The 19,991-nt window shown below is 64.7% G+C and carries 11 protein-coding genes; 6 read left to right on the top strand and 5 right to left on the bottom strand.

The features are described 5' to 3' along the window. Positions 1-13: 13 nt before the first annotated feature. On the top strand, positions 14-967 hold the full coding sequence (locus JAO75_RS25185; protein WP_199049197.1) for a hypothetical protein: 954 nt from the start codon (positions 14-16) through the stop codon (positions 965-967). A 155-nt stretch (positions 968-1,122) separates the two neighbouring features. Here the strand turns inward: JAO75_RS25185 and glgA (JAO75_RS11115) are convergent, their stop codons facing one another. Beyond that, positions 1,123-2,649, bottom strand: coding sequence for a glycogen synthase GlgA (gene glgA, locus JAO75_RS11115; protein ID WP_199049195.1), 1,527 nt, complete (start codon positions 2,647-2,649; stop codon positions 1,123-1,125). 252 nt (positions 2,650-2,901) lie between these two features. Here glgA (JAO75_RS11115) and treZ point away from each other — a divergent pair, with 252 nt between their 5' ends. The 4 genes from treZ (at position 2,902) to glgX (ending at position 14,261) form a co-directional block, all read left to right on the top strand. Beyond that, complete coding sequence (gene treZ / locus JAO75_RS11110) at positions 2,902-4,722, top strand: malto-oligosyltrehalose trehalohydrolase (protein ID WP_199049193.1); 1,821 nt, start codon at positions 2,902-2,904, stop codon at positions 4,720-4,722. Beyond that, positions 4,719-9,575 carry a malto-oligosyltrehalose synthase gene (locus JAO75_RS11105; RefSeq protein WP_199049191.1) on the top strand — a complete coding sequence of 1,619 codons (4,857 nt, stop codon included), beginning with the start codon at positions 4,719-4,721 and terminating at the stop codon, positions 9,573-9,575. The genes treZ and JAO75_RS11105 overlap by 4 nt, the downstream gene beginning before the upstream one ends. Before the next feature lie 151 nt (positions 9,576-9,726). Beyond that, entirely contained in the window at positions 9,727-11,973 is a 2,247-nt protein-coding gene (gene glgB, locus JAO75_RS11100; protein WP_199049189.1) for a 1,4-alpha-glucan branching protein GlgB, read from the top strand. 137 nt (positions 11,974-12,110) lie between these two features. Further along, positions 12,111-14,261, top strand: coding sequence for a glycogen debranching protein GlgX (gene glgX, locus JAO75_RS11095; RefSeq protein WP_199049288.1), 2,151 nt, complete (start codon positions 12,111-12,113; stop codon positions 14,259-14,261). A gap of 22 nt (positions 14,262-14,283) precedes the next feature. On the opposite strand, the gene glgA (JAO75_RS11090) is transcribed toward glgX, so the two are convergent. The 4 genes from glgA (JAO75_RS11090) to JAO75_RS11075 form a co-directional block, all read right to left on the bottom strand. Beyond that, on the bottom strand, positions 14,284-15,732 hold the full coding sequence (gene glgA / locus JAO75_RS11090; protein ID WP_199049187.1) for a glycogen synthase GlgA: 1,449 nt from the start codon (positions 15,730-15,732) through the stop codon (positions 14,284-14,286). Then, positions 15,729-17,012, bottom strand: a complete 1,284-nt coding sequence (gene glgC, locus JAO75_RS11085) for a glucose-1-phosphate adenylyltransferase (RefSeq protein WP_199049185.1) — start codon at positions 17,010-17,012, stop codon at positions 15,729-15,731. The genes glgA (JAO75_RS11090) and glgC overlap by 4 nt, the downstream gene beginning before the upstream one ends. A gap of 143 nt (positions 17,013-17,155) precedes the next feature. Continuing rightward, positions 17,156-17,470: a DUF2934 domain-containing protein gene (locus tag JAO75_RS11080; RefSeq protein WP_199049183.1), complete on the bottom strand. Its 315-nt coding sequence runs from the start codon at positions 17,468-17,470 to the stop codon at positions 17,156-17,158. A 206-nt stretch (positions 17,471-17,676) separates the two neighbouring features. After that, positions 17,677-18,324 (bottom strand): DedA family protein, encoded by a 648-nt coding sequence (locus JAO75_RS11075; RefSeq protein WP_210340227.1) that lies wholly within the window; start codon positions 18,322-18,324, stop codon positions 17,677-17,679. Between the two features lie 121 nt (positions 18,325-18,445). Between JAO75_RS11075 and JAO75_RS11070 the strand changes: the two genes are divergently transcribed. Then, positions 18,446-19,945, top strand: a complete 1,500-nt coding sequence (locus JAO75_RS11070) for a phospholipase D-like domain-containing protein (RefSeq protein WP_343234597.1) — start codon at positions 18,446-18,448, stop codon at positions 19,943-19,945. Positions 19,946-19,991: the final 46 nt, after the last annotated feature.

Here is a 19,991-nt window from a genome sequence, read left to right as displayed (position 1 = left end):
TGTAGGTGAACACATGAAGCGCTCGCACGCTCTTGCTTTGTCTGGCGCAGCCCTCTTCCTCGCTGTCGGCTCCCCTGCCCTTGCCCAGAACATCGGGCCTGGGCCGCAGTGCATCCCGGCTGTTGCCAATCCATCCATGTACACCAACTGCCGCCTTCACGTCGTACAAGGTCAGGAAGTCTGCCGTTGCGCCGTGCGTCCCCAGGCCCTCCGCAGAATGGATCGCCTCAACGACCGGGATCAGAGCGACTTTTCCACCGGAGCGATCAACCGGAATCCGGCAATCGCTCCGGGCGCTGGAAACCCTGTGGTTGGCATCCCCGGCAGCGTCAATGACGGGCGAGGCCCCAGCCGTGGCGGTGCTGTTGCAGATCGCGGCAACTCGGGCACGGGTGAAACCGGCGGCACGGGTGGAACTGGCGGCACCGGCAGCAACGGTGGTACCGGCAGCAATGGCGATGATGGCAGCACCGGTGGAAACGGCGGGACTGGCAGCAACGGCGGCACCGGCGGGACGGGCGGCACCGGTGGAACCGGCGGCAATGGTGGAACCGGCGGTAACGGTGGCACCGGCGGTAACGGTGGCACCGGCGGAAATGGTGGTACCGGAGGCAACGGCGGCACCGGCAACGGTGGCGGCACGGGTGGTGTCGGCGGCGGCAATGGCAATAACGGCCATGGCAATGACCCCGACGGCAATGACTCGTCGAACCCGGGCAACTCCAACAACGGCGACGGCACCGATGCGGACGGTCCGGCAGGCAACGGGAACGCTGGAGGAAACGGAAATGGCGGCGGCCGTGGCAACAACGGTCACGGCAACGACCCCGACGGCAACGACTCGTCCAACCCCGGCAACTCGAACAACGGTGACGGCACCGATGCGGACGGTCCGGCAGGTGGCGGCAACAGCAATGCCGGTGGCAACGGCAACGGCAAGGGTGGCGGCCGCGGCGGCAAGGACTAACCCGGCCTGATCTGGCGTTAACACAACAGAAGCCCGTGGCTGCAACCGCAGCCACGGGCTTCTGCTTTCCGGGCCTGGAAAGGGTGACTGTTCGGGCGCTGCCTTACCACATGGACGACAGATGGAGGGAACCGCGCAGGCGGAGCTGGAGCGGTCTAGGCCAAAGCCGCCTGGCAGGCGCGCTCATAGACCTCCTGATAGCGGGAGGCAGAACGGTCCCAGCCATGAGGCCTGTTCATCGCGGCGCGACGCATGGTCGTGAGACGGGATCTCGAGCGGAATGTCTCAAGTCCTCGTCTGATCGCATCTTTGAACCGGTTCAACGAGGGCTCCCCGAAGAGAAAGCCCGTGACGCCGTCCTCGATCGTGTCGGCCAGCCCACCGGTCTTGTGGGCTATCGGCAGCGAGCCGAAACGTTGCGCATACATCTGGCTGAGGCCGCAGGGCTCGAACCGGGACGGCATGAGCAGGAAGTCGCTGCCCGCATACATGCGACGGGCATCGCCCTCGTCATAGCCGATCTTCACCCCGACGGAGCCGGGATGACGGCTGGACAGGGCTCTCAGCTCGGCCTCGAAACGGGGTTCTCCCTGGCCGATGACGGCAATCTGCCCACCTTGAGACACGATGGTTTCCGCCGCCGAGATGGCAAGGTCCACGCCCTTCTGGTGCACGAGGCGCGACACCACTGCGAAGAGCGGGCCGGAGGACAGCTCGAGTCCGAAATTCCTGCGCACATTGTTGGCATTGGCACGCTTGCCTCGGAAGTTCTCGGCCGAGAAGCGGCTGACCAGGTAGGGGTCCGTGCTGGGATCCCAGCTTGCATCGATGCCGTTGATGATGCCGTCGAGACATCCCTCCTCGGCGCGGGTCCTCAGGAGACCGTCGAGACCGCAGCCGAATTCGGGCTGGGTGATTTCCTGGGCATAGGTGGAGCTGACCGTCGTGATGTGGGACGAGTAGTAGATGCCCGCCTTCAGGAACGAGAGCTTGCCGTGGAACTCGACGCCGTTGATCTGAAAGGCAGCATCGGGAATGCCCAGATGGGACAAGCGGCCGCGATCGAAATTCCCCTGATAGGCGAGATTGTGAATCGTCAGGATTGTCGGAATGCGCTGCCCGCGCCACGCGAGATAGGCTGACGCGAGTCCCGACGGCCAGTCATTGAGGTGCAGGAGATCGGCGCGCCAGAGAGGGTCGCCGTTTCCGCAGGCGATGTCGGCCGCCGCAAGGCCCAGGCGGGCGAAACGGATATCGTTGTCGCTCCAGTCGGCGCCGAAGCTGTCGACATACGGCGAGCCTTCGCGGTCGTAGAGTTCCGGACACAGGAGCACGTAAACCGTCAGGCCGTCCTGCGTGGTGCCGCGTCCGAGGCCGCAGGCCGGGATGCCGAATGAAGCCGGCAGCCGGGCGATCTCCTCCACGTCGCCGATCTGCGACAGAACCTGACGGTAGCCGGGGATAAGGATCCGAACGTCGTAGTGGTGGCGCAATGCGCGCGGCAATGCCGCCGACACCTCACCAAGGCCTCCGGCCTTGATGTAATCGGCAATCTCGGATGTGACGAAAAGGATCGACTGACGGCGCTTGATGGAAACGGACGCCTGGGAGCCGCTCAGAAGTTCGGCATGCGCCAGGGCAGAGACACCCGAAACGGAGTCCAGTTGCGATGAATCCAGCATGTTAGCTCAGAGGCGCGATCCCCATCGACTCCCCCGCGCCATAGGCAGTCGGGCTTTTAACTCACTGACCCTTAGGATGGTTCCGCAGAAATTTCAGAAAATTTCTGACTAACCCTTTCGGCCAGCTTGGCTGCAATGTCGTGACGGTCCATCGCCTGCGGAGCGAGCTTGGCAGTATTTTTTCTCGCCCGCCGGAACATTGCCCTGCAATGCTCGTTCGCAAGTGCCTCCCCTTGCTTTTCCGGAGTTCCGATGCGGCGCGTTCACTCCATGCCCTATGGGGCTGAGATAACCCCCGATGGCATTCGCTTTGCCCTTTGGGCTCCCACTGCCCGCGACGTTCGGCTTGTGCTGGATGATGCCGAGATCCCGGTGACGGCGGATGATGAAGGATGGTGTCGCGTCGTCTCGCATGATGCCCGTCCGGGCAGCCGTTACGGCTACAGGATCGACGGCAATCTCGTGGTGCCCGATCCCGCTTCCCGGTTCCAGCCGGACGACGTCCACAACATGAGCCTCGTGGTCGACCCGGGTGCATATCGATGGTCCGACACCTCATGGATGGGACGGCCATGGGAAGAAACTGTCCTCTATGAGGTCCATGTCGGAACGGTGACGCCGGAGGGCACCTATGCCGGGCTTATGGCCAAGCTCGAAAACCTGCGCGATCTCGGCATCACGGCCATCGAACTCATGCCGCTCGGCGAATTTCCGGGACGGCGAAACTGGGGCTATGACGGCGTCCTGCCCTACGCCCCCGATGCCGCCTATGGCAGCCCGGACGACCTGAAGCGGCTCGTCGAGCGTGCGCACGCGCTCGGCATCATGGTTTTCCTCGACGTGGTCTACAACCACTTCGGCCCCTCGGGAAATTATCTCCACGCTTATGCCAAGACCTTCTTCACGGAGCGCCATCCGACGCCCTGGGGGGCCGGCATCAATGTGGATGGAGAAGGCGGCCGCATCGTGCGCGACTTCTTCTTCCACAATGCGCTCTACTGGCTGGAAGAGTTTCACATCGACGGTCTGCGCTTCGATGCCGTGCACGCCATCGTCGACGACAGCAATCCCCATTTCATCGAGGAACTGGCAAACAGAATCCGCCAGTCCATTCCCGACCGTCACATTCATCTGGTGCTCGAGAACGAGGCCAACCAGGCGCGCTGGCTCGGACGCGATGCGGACGGGAAACCGCCGCTCCACACGGCACAATGGGCGGACGATATCCATAACTCGTGGCATGCCCTGCTGACCGGCGAAAACGAAGGTTATTATGAGGATTATGCCAACAGGCCGCTCGAGCATCTGGCGCGCTCGCTCGCGGAAGGTTTTGCGTACCAGGGCGATCCGTCCCCGCATAAGGATGGCGTCGTCCGCGGCGAGCCCTCAGGGCATCTTCCTCCCACCGCTTTCGTGTCCTTCCTCCAGAACCACGATCAGATCGGCAACCGCGCCTTCGGCGAACGGCTGTCGCATCTGATCCCGCCCGAGCGTTTGTCGCTCGCGCAGGGCATCTTCCTTCTGTCGCCGCATATCCCGCTCATGTTCATGGGCGAAGAATGGGCCGCCTCGACGCCGTTCCAGTTCTTCGTCGACTTCGAGAGCGAGCCGGACCTTGCAAAGGCCGTGCGCGACGGGCGCCGCGGCGAGTTCAAGCGCTTCAAGGCCTTCACCGACCCGGAAATGTCCCAGCGCATCCCCGATCCGACGGATCGCGCGACATTTGAGCGATCCAGGATCGACTGGTCGGAGGTCGAGCAATCGCCCTACCGGGAGGTTCTCTCGCAGACCCGCCGCCTGCTCGATCTCAGGCAAGCGGAGATCGTGCCTCTGCTGAAGAGTGCCTATCGCGGCTCCACCTATTCAATCTCTCAGGAAAAGACCCTCGACGTGACCTGGACCTTCTCCGCCGGAACGCTTCGGCTGCTCGCCAATTTCGGCGATGTCGCCGTCAACGGGACCATGGATGACAACGCTCGCGTGCTCTGGTCGAGCCCAGGCCTCGCCCCCGCGGGCCAGAGCGTTCGGCTTGCTCCCTGGTCCGCCATCGTCATGAAGGGCCTGCCCGCATGAGCAAGCTGAACGCTCTGATGGAGCGGATGGCCGCGCTCGTCGGCATTTCCCCTGATTATACCGACGCCTTCGGCAAGAGAGTCCAGACAAGTTCCAAAACCCGGGAGGCCCTGCTCGCCGCCCTTGGGCTCGACGTCACATCCGCCAAGGGAGCCCAAGAAAGCCTGGAGCGCCTGGAGCGGTTGAAGGAAGGCCCGGTGCCGGCGGTCATCCCCGTGGAAGCCGGCACGCCTGCGAAGATCAGGCTTCGTGCCCCTGCTGGGGCAACGGGCTGGAGGCTGACAGAGGAAGGCGGAGCAACCCACGAGGGGCGACTGACCAAGAGCAGCCGCACTCTCGATCTGCCGCCGCTCCCCATGGGCTATCACAGACTTGGATTGGGTACTCAGGAGGCAACCATCATCGCCGCGCCGGACCGGTGCTGGGAGCCCGAGGCCCTGAAAGGAGACGCAAGGCTCTGGGGACTGACCGCGCAGGTCTATTCCCTGCGCTCGGAGCGCGACCTCGGCATCGGCGACTATTCGGACGTGGCGCTCACGGCCGAGGGCGTCGGACGCTTCGGCGGTGCTTTCCTGGGCCTCAGCCCCGTTCACGCGCTCTTTGCGGCAGATCGCTCGAAGATCTCGCCCTATTCCCCGTCCTCGCGCCTGTTCCTCGAGCCCCTCTATGTCGATCCGACCGCCGTGGAGGGTTTTGCCGAGAGCGGCGCACAGCGGCTTCTCGAAGCCTCCGACGTGCAGCAGCGTCTCGCAAAACTGCGGGCTGCCTCGCTCATCGATTATGCTGAGGCCTGGGCCATCAAGCGCCCTATCCTGGATGCCCTCTGGTCCTGGTTCCAGGCCTCGGGAGACCATGCCGCCTTCGACGCTTTCCGCCAGGAGGGCGGCGAAGCGCTGGAGGCGCACGCCACCTTCGAGGCGCTCTCCGAGCACTTGCGCGCTCAGGGTCTCCATTGGTCCGGCGAGTGGCCCGAGGCCTTCCGGTCCGTTCATTCCGATGAGGTCAGGCGCTTCCGGTCGCAGGAGGCGGAGCGTGTCGCCTTCCATGCGTGGCTGCAATGGCTCGCCGACCGTCAACTGGGGCAGGCCGCCTCGCGGGCCCATGCCGCCGGACTTCCCATCGGCCTCTATCGCGACCTTGCCGTGGGGTCCGATGGCGGTGGGTCCGAGATCTGGTCGACGCCGGAGCGTTATGCGCCCAACTTGTCCATCGGCGCCCCGCCTGACCCGCTCGGGCCCCAGGGGCAGGATTGGGGCCTGCCGCCCTTCAACCCGCTCACCCTGGAGGAGCAGGGCCTCGCAGCCTTCCGCGATCTCGTCACCGCCAACATGCGCCACGCCGGCGCCATCCGCATCGACCACGCCTTTCAGATTCAGCGCCTGTTCCTGATCCCGTCCGGAGCCCCGGCCTCGCAGGGCGCTTACGTGGATTACCCGTTCGAGGCGATGCTGGCGGTGCTGCGCATCGAGAGCCACCGCGCGGGCTGCCTTGTGATTGCGGAGGATCTCGGCACGGCACCGGAAGGATTTTCCGACGCGATCATGGACTCGGGCGTTCTCAGCTACCGGGTCCTGCCCTTCGAGCGCGATGGATCCGCGTTCAAGAAGCCGGACCAATACCCCCGCTCGGCACTCGCCGTCATCACCACCCACGATCTGCCGACCCTCGCCGGCTGGTGGCGCGGCCTCGATGTCGACCTGCGCCAGACCCTCGGCGTCTTCGACCCGAAGACCTCCGACCGGGAGCGCGCCGCGCGCAAGGAGGACAAAGTCCAATTCGCCCAAGCGCTCGCGGCGCAAGGGCTCCTGCCCTCGCCTCAGGTGCCGGAAGAGCCTCCCCTGGAAGCAACCATCCGTTACCTCGCCCGCACCTCCTCCGTGCTCACGGCCGTGCAGATCGAAGATGCGTCCGGCGAACTGAACCAGCCCAACTTGCCCGGCATGGATGTGGGCCATCCCAATTGGCGTCGACGGTTGTCGAACACGGTCGAGGAGATCGCCGCGCCGGGCAGCCTGCTGGCGAAGCTGGCGGTCGTCCTTGCCGAAGAAGGCCGGGACGTGCGGGGCCGCCGGAACACCCTCGCGGCCCCGCCGCCGCGCGCCACCTACCGCCTGCAGTTTCACAAGGACTTCACCTTCGACGATGCGGTTAAGATCGTGCCGTTTCTCGCAAAGCTCGGCATCAGCCATGTCTATTCCTCGCCCATTCAGGCCGCTGCTCCCGGCTCCACTCACGGCTATGACATCGTCGATCATTCCGTGATCAATCCGGAGCTCGGCGGGGAGGAAGCGTTCCGACGCTTCTCCGACACCTTGAATGAGCAAGGCCTCAAGCTGCTGCTCGACATCGTGCCGAACCACATGGGCGTCGGCGGCCAATCCAACGGCTGGTGGCTCTCCGTTCTGGAATGGGGACGTCTCTCTCCCGTGGCGGAAGCTTTCGATATCGATTGGAACCGCCCCGGCGCCGACGGCAAGCTCATCATCCCGTCGCTGAGCGGCCTCTACGGCGAGGTCCTCGAAAGAGGCGAGCTGCAGCTGAAGTTCGATCCCGAGGAGGGGTCTTTCAGCGTGTGGCATTGGGAGCATCGCTTCCCGGTCTGCCCGACGACCTATCCGGCAATCCTCGACTTGGCGCTCGCGAACCTGGGCAATCCGGCCAAAGCCGCCCCCCTGCGAAACCTGAACGGTCGCTTGTGGTCGCTGGGCGAGCAGGCGGAGAGAGACGACTCCACCTCCCTCGCGGAGGAAGCGGAAGGCCTGAAACGCGAACTGGGCGAGGTCATTGCTGCTGCTCCGGACCTCCGCAAAGCCATCGACAAAGCTCTCGGTGTGATCAACGGCACTGCGGGCCATCCGGAAAGCTTCGATGCCCTGCACCGCCTCCTCGAAGCGCAGGCCTACCGCCTCTCCTTCTGGCGCGTGGCATCGAGCGACATCAACTATCGCCGCTTCTTCGACATCAACACCCTGGCCGGCATCCGGGTCGAGATCCCGCACATCTTCGAGGAATCCCACGAGCTGATCCTCCGGCTCGTGGACGAGGGTCGTGTCCATGGCCTCAGGATCGACCACATCGACGGGCTTGCCGACCCCGAGGGTTATGCCCACGCCCTCCAGGAGAAGGTCGGCCCCGGCTTCTTCGTCGCGGTCGAGAAGATTCTCGAACCCGGCGAGGAACTGCGCAAATGGCCCGTCGCCGGCACGTCCGGTTACGACGTGCTCAACGTGATCGACGGCGTGCTGGTCGACACGCAGTCAGGGGAAGCCTTCGAGCGGATCTACCGCGAGGCCTCCGGGCTCCAGGGATCCTATGAGGATCTCCTCAGGCAGGCCAAGGTCGAGATCACCGAGAAGAACTTCGCCAGCGAACTCGGCGTCCTGGTCTCCGACGTCAAGACCATCGCCGACGCCAGCCGCATTACGCGCGACTACACGTCCTTTGCCCTGCGCCAGGCTCTGGTGGAGATCATCGCGACCATCCCGGTCTATCGCAGCTACCTGAGGGACGGCACGCCTGTCGACGAGGACGTGCGCCTCATCGAAGAGAGTGTCGAGGCGGCCAAGACCTCCAGCGCCCTTCCCGACAGGAGCGTGCACGACTTCATCGCCTCGGCCCTTCTCGGCCGGGCTCAAGCCGGCGATCCTGACGACGTCCGCCGCTTCCGTCGCCGGTTCCAGCAGCTCACCGGGCCCGTCATGGCCAAGAGCCTGGAGGATACGCTCTTCTATCGGTATGGCCGCCTGATCGCCCTGAACGAAGTGGGTGGCGACCCCGGCCATTTCGGCCTGCCACCGGATGTCTTCCATCGGTTGAACGAGGATCGCGCCCGGAACTGGCCTCATGCCATGATCGCCACCGCCACCCACGACACCAAGCGTGGCGAAGATGCACGAGCCCGGGTTCTTGCCCTTTCAGAAATGCCCGACGAGTGGTCGAAGGCTCTCGAACTCTGGCGGGAGGTGGCCTCACCCCACCTGTCCGACGTCGATGGCATGCCTGCGCCCGATGTGAACGATCAGGTCATCCTGCTTCAGGCCCTCCTCGGCGCCTGGCCGCTGGAGCTGCTGGAGAAGCCCGATCGCAGGAAGCTCGCCTCGTTCCAGGAACGGATGGAGGGCTACCTCACCAAGGCGTTGCGGGAGGCCAAGCGGCACACGAGCTGGGTCGATCCGAACGAAGCCTATGAGGCGGCTGCTCTCGGGCTTCTGCGAGCCGTGCTCGATCCGAAAAGCCCATTCAGCGAACGTTTCGGCACTCTGGCCCGGCGCCTCTCCTCATTGGGCATGCTGAACGGCCTGTCCCGCACGGTGCTCAAGATGACGCTGCCGGGCGTGCCCGACATCTACCAGGGCACGGAGTTCTGGGATTTCTCGCTGGTCGATCCGGACAACCGGCGCCCCGTGGATTACGCCGCCCGCATCAAGGCTCTGGACCAGCGTCAGCCTCTCGAAGCCTTGATGAGGAACTGGATCGATGGGCGCATCAAGCAGCAGGTCACTGCCGCACTGTTGCGCGACAGAGCCCAGTCGCCGGAGCTTTATGCCGAGGGCAACTATCGGGCCCTGGAAACCCAGGGGGCTCACGCGCACCGCCTCATTGGCTATGTCAGGCGGCATGGAACGGACGCCCTTGCCGTCGTCGTTCCGCGTCTCTGGGCCGGTTTGACAGAGGGTAGCGAACCATCGGTCGATGCCGCGATCTGGGGCGATACGAGCGTTGAGCTGACCCGGGGCCGCTGGATAAACGTGATAACAGGCGATGAGATCGGCATCGACCGGAACCGGGTGAAAGTCTCGGACCTGATGGGCGAAATTCCCTTCGCCGTCCTCAAACGGATGCCCAATAGATAAAGACCTGCGGTCTTTATTGGCGCCCTTGCTTCTGGTCCGGGTCCCGGCTCGCCCCATAATGAGGGTCTCCTGAAAGGCAACGCCAGCCGAGACCCAAAATAGGGCATCCTGGCACTGCTGCAGGGATTCCGTCATGAAGGGGGATAGCAGGATGGATGAGCACCGTGGTGCATCGCAGAGCGCAGGAACGCGCCCCGCCGAACCGCACTCGGTTGCCGAGATCGTCAGCTCGGGCGATCCCTTCTCCATTCTCGGCCCTCATGAGATCTCGCCCGGCCGATGGGAGATCCGCGCGATCCTGCCTGAAGCCGATACCGTGGCGGTTGTGGACCGCGATGGGGAGACGGTTCTCGCCCCCATGGAGCGGAGGCTTCCCGAAGGCCTGTTCGTCGGCACATTGAGCGCCTCGCAGCGTCCCGATTACAGGCTGCGGATCGAGCGGCAGGGCTACACCGAAGTTCGGCACGATCCCTACAGCTTCGGCACGTTTCTCTCACCTGACGATGTGATGCGGATCAGCGATCCGGCGAGCGACGCAGTCTATACGAAGCTCGGCGCCCATTACCTCGACCTCGGCGGGATCGAGGGCTTTCTCTTCACGGTCTGGGCTCCCAACGCGCGCCGCATCAGCGTCGTCGGAGACTTCAATTCCTGGGATGGCCGCTGCCATCCCATGCGGCAGCGGCACGAAGGTGGGATCTGGGAACTGTTCATTCCGGATGTGAAGCCGGAACAGCGCTACAAGTTCGAGATCGCCGGCCCCCACGGCAACCTTCTTGCCCTCAAGGCGGATCCGATCGCCTTTGCAGCGGAACAACCGCCGGCAACGGCCTCCATTCTCAAGAAGGGACCGCAATTCGAGTGGCAGGACGCGAACTGGATGGCAGCGCGGTCCGCGAAGAACCACCGCAAGGAGCCGATGTCGATCTACGAGTGCCATCTCGGCTCCTGGGCGCGGGTTCCCGAGGAAGGCAATCGTTACCTCACCTATCGGGAATTGGCCGTGCGGCTCATTCCCTATGTGAAGAACCTCGGCTTCACCCATATCGAACTGCTGCCGATCACCGAATATCCGTTCGACGGATCATGGGGCTACCAGACCATCTCCCTCTATGCGCCCACAAGCCGCTTCGGCACGCCGGAGGACTTCGCCGCGTTCGTGGAAGCGGCCCATGCTGCCGGGATCGGGATCATCCTGGACTGGGTGCCGGCGCATTTCCCCAACGACCCGCACGGGCTCTCCGATTTCGACGGCACGCATCTCTACGAGCACGCGGACCCACGCCTCGGATTCCACCAGGATTGGGGCACCTACATCTACAATTTCGAGCGCCAGGAGGTGATGAGCTTCCTGGTGGCCAATGCCCGCTTCTGGCTGGAGCGCTATCACCTCGACGGATTGCGCGTCGATGCAGTGGCATCGATGCTCTACCTCGACTATTCGCGAAAGCCCGGGGAGTGGATTCCCAACCGCTACGGCGGCAACGAGAACCTGGGAGCCATCGACTTCATTCGCAAGATGAACGAGGTCGCCTATGCGTCCGCGCCGGGTGCCGTCACCATCGCGGAGGAGTCCACGGCTTGGCCCGGTGTCTCGCACCCGACCTATACGGGCGGCCTCGGCTTCGGCTTCAAGTGGAACATGGGCTGGATGCACGACACCCTTCGCTACATCAGCAAGGACCCGGTCTTCCGCCGCTATCATCACCACGACCTGACCTTCGGCCTCCTCTATGCCTTTTCGGAGAACTTCGTCCTGCCCCTCAGCCACGACGAGGTGGTGCACGGCAAGGGCTCCCTCATCGGCAAGATGCCGGGCGACCAGTGGCAGCGCTTCGCCAACCTGAGAGCCTATTTCGGCTTCATGTGGGGGCATCCCGGAAAGAAGCTCCTGTTCATGGGCGGCGAGTTCGCCCAGGAGCGGGAGTGGGACCACGACACGAGCCTCGACTGGCATCTCCTTGACAGCTCCTGCCACCAAGGTGTGCAGAACCTCGTGCGCGATCTCAATCACGCCTACCAATCGATACCGGCCCTTCATCAGCGCGACTGCGAAGCCACGGGTTTCGAATGGCTGGTCGCCGACGACCGGGACAACAGCGTCATCGCCTGGGCGCGGCGGGGCGACGATGCGCACTCCCTCGCGGTGGTCGTGTCGAACTTCACCCCGGTGCCGCGCGAGTCGTACCGCATCGGGGTTCCGCTTCCGGGCCTGTACCGGGAAGCCGTGAACACGGATGCCGCCCTTTATGGCGGCTCCAATACGGGCAACCTCGGAGGAGTCGTGGCGGAGGCTTCCCCGAGCCACGGCCAGCCCTGCTCCCTCACGCTCACGATACCGCCTCTCGCGACGCTCATTCTCGTGCTCGATCGGGATCGTCATGGCCTCAAGATATAGCTCCGCTTGGCGGGGACTTCCTGCCGACTTGCGCGTTGACGCAGACACCAATTTTGCCTTGCAGGCTTCCGAGATTTCCAATGAACGATAAAGTCGACACCCGCGAGCAATCGTCACCTCAGGTCGTTGCTCCGAACATGCGGCGCACCTCCCGGGTTCGGGAAGGACTGCCCTATCCCCTGGGAGCCACATGGGATGGCTTAGGAGTCAATTTCGCGATCTTCTCCGCCAATGCCACGAAGGTCGAGCTTTGCCTGTTCGACGAGGACGGTCAGCGGGAAATCGAACGGGTCGAGCTTCCGGAATATACCGACGAGGTCTGGCACGGCTACCTGCCGGATGCACGACCGGGGACAACCTACGGCTACCGTGTCCATGGTCCCTACGAGCCGATAGCCGGCCACCGCTTCAACCCCAACAAGCTCCTGCTCGATCCTTACGCCAGGCAGCTCATCGGCGACCTGACCTGGAACCCCGCCCTGTTCGGATACACGCTCGGCTCGCCCGATGCCGACCTGTCGTTCGACAAGCGCGACAGCGCAAGGTTCATGCCGAAATGCCGGGTCGTCGAGTCGGCCTTCACCTGGGCACGGGCGCGCCGCCCGCAGATCCCCTGGGAGCGGTCCATCATCTACGAGACCCATCTGCGCGGCTTCACCATGCAGCACCCGGCGGTGCCGAAGGAGTTTCGCGGCACGTTCTCGGGGCTCATGCAGCACGAGGTGATCGAGTACATCAGGAACCTCGGCGTCACGGCCGTCGAATTGCTGCCGATCCATGCCTTCGTGGATGACAGCTACCTGGCCGAGAAGAACCTGAAGAACTACTGGGGCTACAACTCCATCGGCTTCTTCGCCCCGCAGCCGCGCTACCTGGCAACCCCGTTCATCAACGAGGTGAAGGAGATGGTGAGCCATCTCCACGATGCCGGGATCGAGGTGATCCTGGACGTGGTCTACAACCACACGGCCGAAGGCAACGAGCTCGGGCCGACCCTGTCCTTCAGGGGCATCGACAACGCCTCCTACTACAGGCTCGCACCCGATCCGCGCTACTACATCAACGACACGGGCACCGGAAACACGGTCAATCTCAGCCACTCCCGCGTGCTCCAGATGGTCACGGACAGCTTGCGCTACTGGGCCCAGGAGGTTCAGATCGACGGCTTCCGGTTCGATCTCGCGACGATCCTGGGCCGGGAGCCGCACGGGTTCGAGGAGGACGGCCGCTTCCTCGACACCTGCCGCCAGGATCCCGCCCTCAGCCAAGTCAAGCTGATCGCCGAACCGTGGGATTGCGGACCGGGCGGCTACCAGGTCGGCCGCTTCTCGCCCGGCTGGGCGGAGTGGAACGACCGCTATCGCGACACGGTGCGCGCCTATTGGAAGGGCGACGAAGGAAAGCTGCCCGAACTTGCGGCCCGCCTCACGGCGTCGGCCGACATCTTCAACAAGCGCGGCCGGCGGCCCTGGGCCTCCGTGAACTTCATCACCGCCCATGACGGCTTCACCCTGAACGATCTCGTGTCGTACAACGACAAGCACAACGAGGCGAACGGCGAGGACAACAAGGACGGGCACGATCACAACCTGTCCTTCAACCATGGCGTTGAAGGCCCGACGGACGATCCCGAGATCCGCGCGCTGCGGGCGCGCCAGATCCGCAACATGATGGCCACCCTGCTCTTCTCGCAGGGCACTCCCATGCTGCTGGCGGGCGATGAATTCGCGCGCACCCAGCAGGGCAACAACAATGCCTATTGCCAGGACAATGAGGTGTCCTGGATCGACTGGGAGGGGATCGACGAGGAGGGAGTCGAGCTGCTCGAGTTCACCCGCAAGCTCATCCAGCTTCGCCAGAACCTGCCGATCCTGCGGCGCGGGCGCTTCCTGTCGGGCATTTATAACGAGGAGCTCGACGTCAAGGACGTGACGTGGCTCACGCCTGCCGGAAACGAGATGACGCCGGAAAACTGGGAGGATCCCAATGCCCGCTGCATCAGCATCCTGCTCGACGGTCGTGCGCAGCCGACCGGCATCCGCAGGCGCGGCACGGACGTGACCCTCCTGATGATCATGAATGCCCACAACGATGTGGTGAAGTGCACCCTGCCGGAGGTGATCGGCGGCGAGGCCTGGATGTGCCACGTCGATACCAACCAGCCCGACCTGGACACGCCGGCGGAGTTCGGCTTCGGCAAGGTCTACACGGTCACGGCCCATTCCCTGCTGCTGTTCCAGCTGAAGCCCGCCAAGCAGCCCAAGCCCGAGAAAAGAAGGAGCGCCTGATCCGGCGCTCCTGTCATCGGCCTCAGGCCGGTACGCAGGACCGGTACAGGTCGGCGTAGCGCCGTGCCGGGCGCCGCCAGCTCACATCCGTGCTCATGCCGTTATGCTGCAGGCGCCGCCAGGCCGGCCTGTCGCGCCAGAGAGCCCTCGCCCGCTCGACGGCATCGGTAAACGGCGAGAGCGCGACGGGTCCAAACTGCAAACCCGTGGCCACGCCGGCCGCAACGGCCACCTCGTTGGCATCGATCACCGTATCGGCCAGCCCACCGACCCGCGACACGATGGGAACGCCCCCGTAGCGCATGGCGCAGAGCTGCGTCAGGCCGCAGGGCTCGAACCGCGACGGCACGAGCAGGGCATCGCTGCCGCCCTGGATGAGGTGAGCGAGAGACTCGTCATAACCGAAGACGCATCCGACCTGACCGGGATAGACGATGCCGGCCGCCTGGAAGCTGTCCTCCAGGGTCCTGTCTCCCGATCCCAGCAGCGCCAGCTGCGAGCCGTCGGACAGAAGCCTTGAGAGACCGGCGAGCACAAGATCGAACCCCTTCTGCCCGGACAGGCGGCTGACGACGCCAAAGAGCATGGCGTCCGGATCCTCGTTCAGGCCCAGGCGCTTCTGCAGAGCCGCCTTGTTCGCCAGGCGGGCCTCGAGATTATTGCGGTCGTAGGGCCGTTCGAGGTGCGCGTCCGTCGCGGGATCCCAGACCCTGTCGTCGATCCCGTTGAGGATGCCGGATACCACATGTGAGCGGGCCCGCAGCAATCCGTCGAGCCCCATCCCGCCCTCCGGCGTCTGGATTTCCCTGGCATAGGTCGGGGAGACGGTCGTGATCCTGTCCGCGTTCTGCAGGCCGGCCTTCAGGAACCCGATCTGCCCGTAATACTCCACGCCGTCGATGGTGAAGGTGCTGGCCGGCAGCCCCAACTCGAACAGCAGGTCCGCAGGGAACACGCCCTGGAAGGCGATGTTGTGAATCGTCACGACCGTTGCAGGGCGCGGGCCTTCTGTGAGGCCGAGATAGACCGGCACGAGACCCGCCTGCCAGTCGTGCGCATGAATCACCTCGGGGACGAAACCCGGCGCTAGTCCCTGGCCGATATCGGCCGCAACCCGGGCAAGCGCCGCGAAGCGCCGCGCGTTGTCCGGCCAGTCCCGGCCATCCGGTGCGAGGTAGGGAGAACCGGGCCGGCCGAACAGGTGCGGGGCATCGACGACAAAGAGGTTCAGATCCCCTGTCCTCCCGGACAACAGGCTTGCCGTTCCGCCGAAGAACACGGGATAGCGATGGACGACCTCCGCGCCGTCGAGCGCCTTCAGCACGGCGGGATAACCCGGAACCAGCGTGATGACCGTGACGTCCTCCCGCGCGAGGGCGGCCGGCAGGGCGCCGGCGACATCGGCCAGCCCGCCCGTCTTGATGATAGGAAAGATCTCCGACGTGACGGAGAGAACGTTCAGAGGCCTCATCCGGCCAGTCTCTCGATCATCGGCTTCGTGATGAGGCTGATGCCCTTCTCGGTGCGGCGGAACCGCCGGGCGTCGAGTTCGGGATCCTCGCCGACCACGAGCCCGTCAGGGATGCGCACGCCCCGGTCGACGACGACGTTCCTGAGCCGCGCCCCCTTGCCCACATCCACATAGGGAAGAATGACGGCTCCCTCGACCGAGGCGTGGGAATGGAGATGAACACCCGTGAAGACGAGCGACTGGTGCAGGGCCGCTCCCGACACGATGCAGCCGCTGGAGACGAGCGAGTTGATCGCATGCCCGCGCCGCCCCTCTTCGTCGTGAACGAACTTCGCGGGCGGCCATGTTTCCGTGAAGGTGGAGATCGGCCAGTCGTGATCGTAAAGATCGAGGGAGGGCACGATGGCCGTCAGGTCGATGTTCGCCTCCCAGTAGGCATCCACGGTCCCGACATCGCGCCAGTAGGCTTCTGCATCGCTGCCTCCCGCTTCCGCTCCGGAGCGGACGCATGAGCGCGTGAACCGATGCGCCACGGCTTTTCCGTGCTGCACCAGATAGGGGATGATGTCCCTTCCGAAATCCCGGTTCGAGCCGGGCGTCTCCGCATCGCGCCTCAGCTGATCGAACAGGAACCGCGTGTTGAACACATAGATGCCCATGCTCGCCAGGGCCTTGTCCGGGTTGTCCGGCATGCCGGGCGGATCGGCGGGCTTTTCGAGGAAGGAGACGATGCGGTCCGTCTCGTCGACGGCCATCACGCCGAAGCCTGTGGCCTCCATGCGCGGCACCTCAAGGCAGCCGACGGTCACGTCCGCGTCCATGTCCACGTGCTGCCGGAGCATGAGCTCGTAATCCATCTTGTAGATGTGATCGCCGGCCAGGATGATGATGTACTCGGGATCGATGCTCGCGATGATGTCGATGTTCTGAAACACCGCGTCGGCCGTGCCTTCGTACCACATCGTTTCCGAAACGCGCTGGCTGGCCGGCAGGATGTCGAAGCTCTCGTTCCGCTCGGCCCGGAAGTAGTTCCAGCCCCGCTGCAGGTGGCGGATCAGGCTGTGGGCCTTGTACTGCGTCGCCACGCCGATGCGCCTGATGCCGGAGTTCAGCGCGTTCGAGAGGGCGAAGTCGATGATGCGCGTGTTGCCGCCGAAATAGACCGCGGGCTTGGCGCGAATGTCCGTCAGTTCCATCAACCGGCTGCCGCGTCCGCCGGCGAGAACATACGCCATGGCATGACGGGCAAGAGGTGCGGAGGGAACACTGGAATTCGGCAAGGGCGGGTCCTCACATCAAAGGCAGCCACCTCCAAACCTTGGAAACGCCGGAATGGCTGCAGGTTCCTGCGGCGTCCGCGACTGCAACGGAGTTCCCGCCCGGAGGCCCACGGCAGAAGCCGAAGGCTTGTGCGCCGGTATGCTCAGCTCGTCCGCGTCGACCGCTTGCGCTTCGGTGCGGCCGGAGCTTTGCTGCTCTCCTCAACGGGAGCCGGAGCAGGAGTGCGCTTCTTGCGGGTCTTCGGAGGAGGCGCCTCGTCGGCCGTCATGCTGGTCATGCCCAGGGGGGCGGGATTGGTGAAGGATGGCGGCTGGGTACCCGAGCCCTCGCTGCTTTCGCCGACGATCTCCCGCTCGGCCTGGTACCAGTACTCGTCCGCCCGATCAGGGAGAGCCCCGTGCCGCATCCAGAGCTCGTAAGCCCGTTCACGGATTTTGTTCTCTAGATCCTTGTCCATGGTCGCCCTTCGGTCCCGATGTCATGCCCCAGCCTGATGAAGCGCGAAAGAAGGCCAACCAGACCGTTCCGCCGCGGTTGGCGCGCTCACCATGCGAACTGTGTAAGTTATTAGGCGCTTCTTCGGATTGGCAACGGCAAAGGCCGGAATCCGCTGCAAATCTCTGCCCAGAGAACAGGCCGGCTCCGCCGAGATTTCAGGCACGCTCACGACTGCTCGGGCGCCTTGAAGCTGACGACCCTGTACACATACCAGATGGCCAGCCCCGCAACGACGACGTTCGAGATGGGGTTCAGCCATTCGGCCACCTTCTCGTACTGGCTCTCGAGGAGGTATCCCGCGCCCGCAAGAAAGATCGTCCAGAGAGCCGTTCCGAGGGAACTCCAGAACAGGAAGGTTGTGATCGGAATGCAGTTCACCCCGGCCGGAACGGAGATGAGGGAGCGGATCGCCGGAATCAGACGCCCGAGGAACAGGGCCATCGCCTGATGGCGGGAGAAGAAGGCCCTGGCCTGATCCAGCTCGTCGGGATGCATGGTCAGCCAGCGGCCGTGCTTGGCGGCGAAGCGCTTCAGGCGCTTGGCTCCGATCCAACGGCCGATGAGAAACCAGAAATAGGCGCCGGCGAGCGAGCCGATGGTGCCCGCGATGATGACCCCCGCGAAGCTGAGCGTTCCCTTGGCGGCGGAAAAGCCCGCCAGGGGCATGATGACCTCCGAGGGGATCGGCGGGAAAACATTCTCCAGCAGCATGAGCAGGGCAATGCCGAGATATCCGGCCTTGTCGATGAGGCTGACGATCCAGTCGAACACGATGGTCCCCGCTTTCTGAAGAGATGCCGGAAACTGCGCCATGCGGGCTCTGCCTGCAAGCCCGGCGCTCTCCGGCAACGATTTTCGGAGCGCTCTGTTTCCAGCAGGAACCTTGGCCTCTGTTTCCGAGTTGGCACAGGACTGCGTTTAGGATCTTAGTCGCGTGCAGCTTCTGGAAGAAACGACAAGCCGGAAGGACCTTCAGTTCGCGCAGGCGGCCGGACGGCTGCCTGAGGGCTCGATCCTTCGTCCCGGGCAGAATTGCTGGCGCATCTCCAGGGCCGGTCGCGCATCGGTCCTCATCGACGGGTCCGCCTATTTCGCCGGCCTGGAAGCCGCCCTGCGCCGCGCGCGACGCTCCATTCTCATCGTCGGCTGGGATTTCGACGGCAGCATCCGCCTGCGCCCGGACGCGAGCGCCGAGGAATCGCCCCCGCTCGGCCCCCTGCTCCGCTCCCTCGTTGAGGCCGAGCCTGACCTCGAGGTCAGGATCCTGGTGTGGAGCATTGCCGTCGTGCACGCTCCAGGAGCGCCCGGCCCGCTCATCTTCGGCGCGGACTGGCAGGACCACCCGCGCCTTCACGTCAAGCTCGACACCCACCACCCGCTTTATGCGGCCCACCACCAGAAGCTTGTCTGCATCGACGACGCCATGGCGTTCGTCGGCGGCATGGACCTGACGGTCGAGCGCTGGGACAGCCCGGGCCATGCCTGCGACGACCGCCTCCGGCTGAAGGACGACGGGGGCATCTACGAGCCGGTCCACGACATCCAGATGGCGGTCGACGGCGAGGCCGCGCGATCCGTCGCCGAGATCGTTCATACCCGCTGGAAGCTCGCGACGGGCGAGGAGCTGAGCCCGGCCGTTCCCGACGGGTCGGACCCGTGGCCCGAGAGACTCGCCGCTGATTTCACCGACGTGCCGGTCGCCATCGCCCGCACCTATCCGGCCTGGGGCGAGCAGCAGGCCGCCCAGGAGGCGGCGGCCCTGACCCTCGACGCGCTCTCCGCGGCGCGGAAGTGCATCTACATCGAGGCGCAATACATGACGACGCCTCTCGTCGGCGACGTTCTCGAACGCCACCTGGCGGACCCCGACGGGCCGGAGATCGTCGTGATCCAGACGCACGAATCCCATGGCTGGACCGAAGGGCTGGTGATGGGCGCGAACCGGGACAGGCTGATCCGGCGCCTGCGCAAATGCGATCACGCCGATCGTCTGCGCGCCTATTACCCGGTGGTTCCCAACGGCACGGGCGGCGAATGCCAGGTGCTCATTCATTCCAAGCTCATCATGGTGGACGACGTGTTCCTGCGCGTCGGCTCCTCGAACCTGAACAACCGCTCCATGGGTCTCGACAGCGAGTGCGACCTCGCCATCGAAGCGACGACCGAGGAAGAGCGCCGGACCATCGCGCGCCTGAGGGACACGCTCGTCGCCGAGCATCTCGATGCGCAGCCGGAAGCCTTCGCGAAGGCCGTGGACGCAGAAGGCGGGTCCGTCATCCGTGCCATCGACCGGCTCAACACCGGGGCGCGCGGCCTGCGCGCCTTCGCGGCCATGGCGGACGACGGGCCGGATGCCCCAGCACCGGGCACCGGTCTCCTGGATCCGCTCGAGCCCTTCGAGCCGCTCTCCCTGTTCCGCCGCCGTAAGGACTGACGGCTAGCGCATCGTGCGGACCCAGAGGGCCGCGTCAGCGAAAAGT

This window comes from Microvirga splendida (assembly GCF_016427565.1).
Lineage (GTDB): Bacteria > Pseudomonadota > Alphaproteobacteria > Rhizobiales > Beijerinckiaceae > Microvirga > Microvirga splendida.
This window is presented reverse-complemented; position numbering and strand designations above follow the sequence as displayed.

Coding starts and splice junctions, on each gene's coding strand:
- JAO75_RS25185 (WP_199049197.1), top strand. CDS start 14: ATGAAGCGCTCGCACGCTCTTGCTTTGTCTGGCGCAGCCCTCTTCCTC.
- glgA (WP_199049195.1), bottom strand. CDS start 2,649: ATGCTGGATTCATCGCAACTGGACTCCGTTTCGGGTGTCTCTGCCCTG.
- treZ (WP_199049193.1), top strand. CDS start 2,902: ATGCGGCGCGTTCACTCCATGCCCTATGGGGCTGAGATAACCCCCGAT.
- JAO75_RS11105 (WP_199049191.1), top strand. CDS start 4,719: ATGAGCAAGCTGAACGCTCTGATGGAGCGGATGGCCGCGCTCGTCGGC.
- glgB (WP_199049189.1), top strand. CDS start 9,727: ATGGATGAGCACCGTGGTGCATCGCAGAGCGCAGGAACGCGCCCCGCC.
- glgX (WP_199049288.1), top strand. CDS start 12,111: ATGCGGCGCACCTCCCGGGTTCGGGAAGGACTGCCCTATCCCCTGGGA.
- glgA (WP_199049187.1), bottom strand. CDS start 15,732: ATGAGGCCTCTGAACGTTCTCTCCGTCACGTCGGAGATCTTTCCTATC.
- JAO75_RS11080 (WP_199049183.1), bottom strand. CDS start 17,470: ATGGACAAGGATCTAGAGAACAAAATCCGTGAACGGGCTTACGAGCTC.
- JAO75_RS11075 (WP_210340227.1), bottom strand. CDS start 18,324: ATGGCGCAGTTTCCGGCATCTCTTCAGAAAGCGGGGACCATCGTGTTC.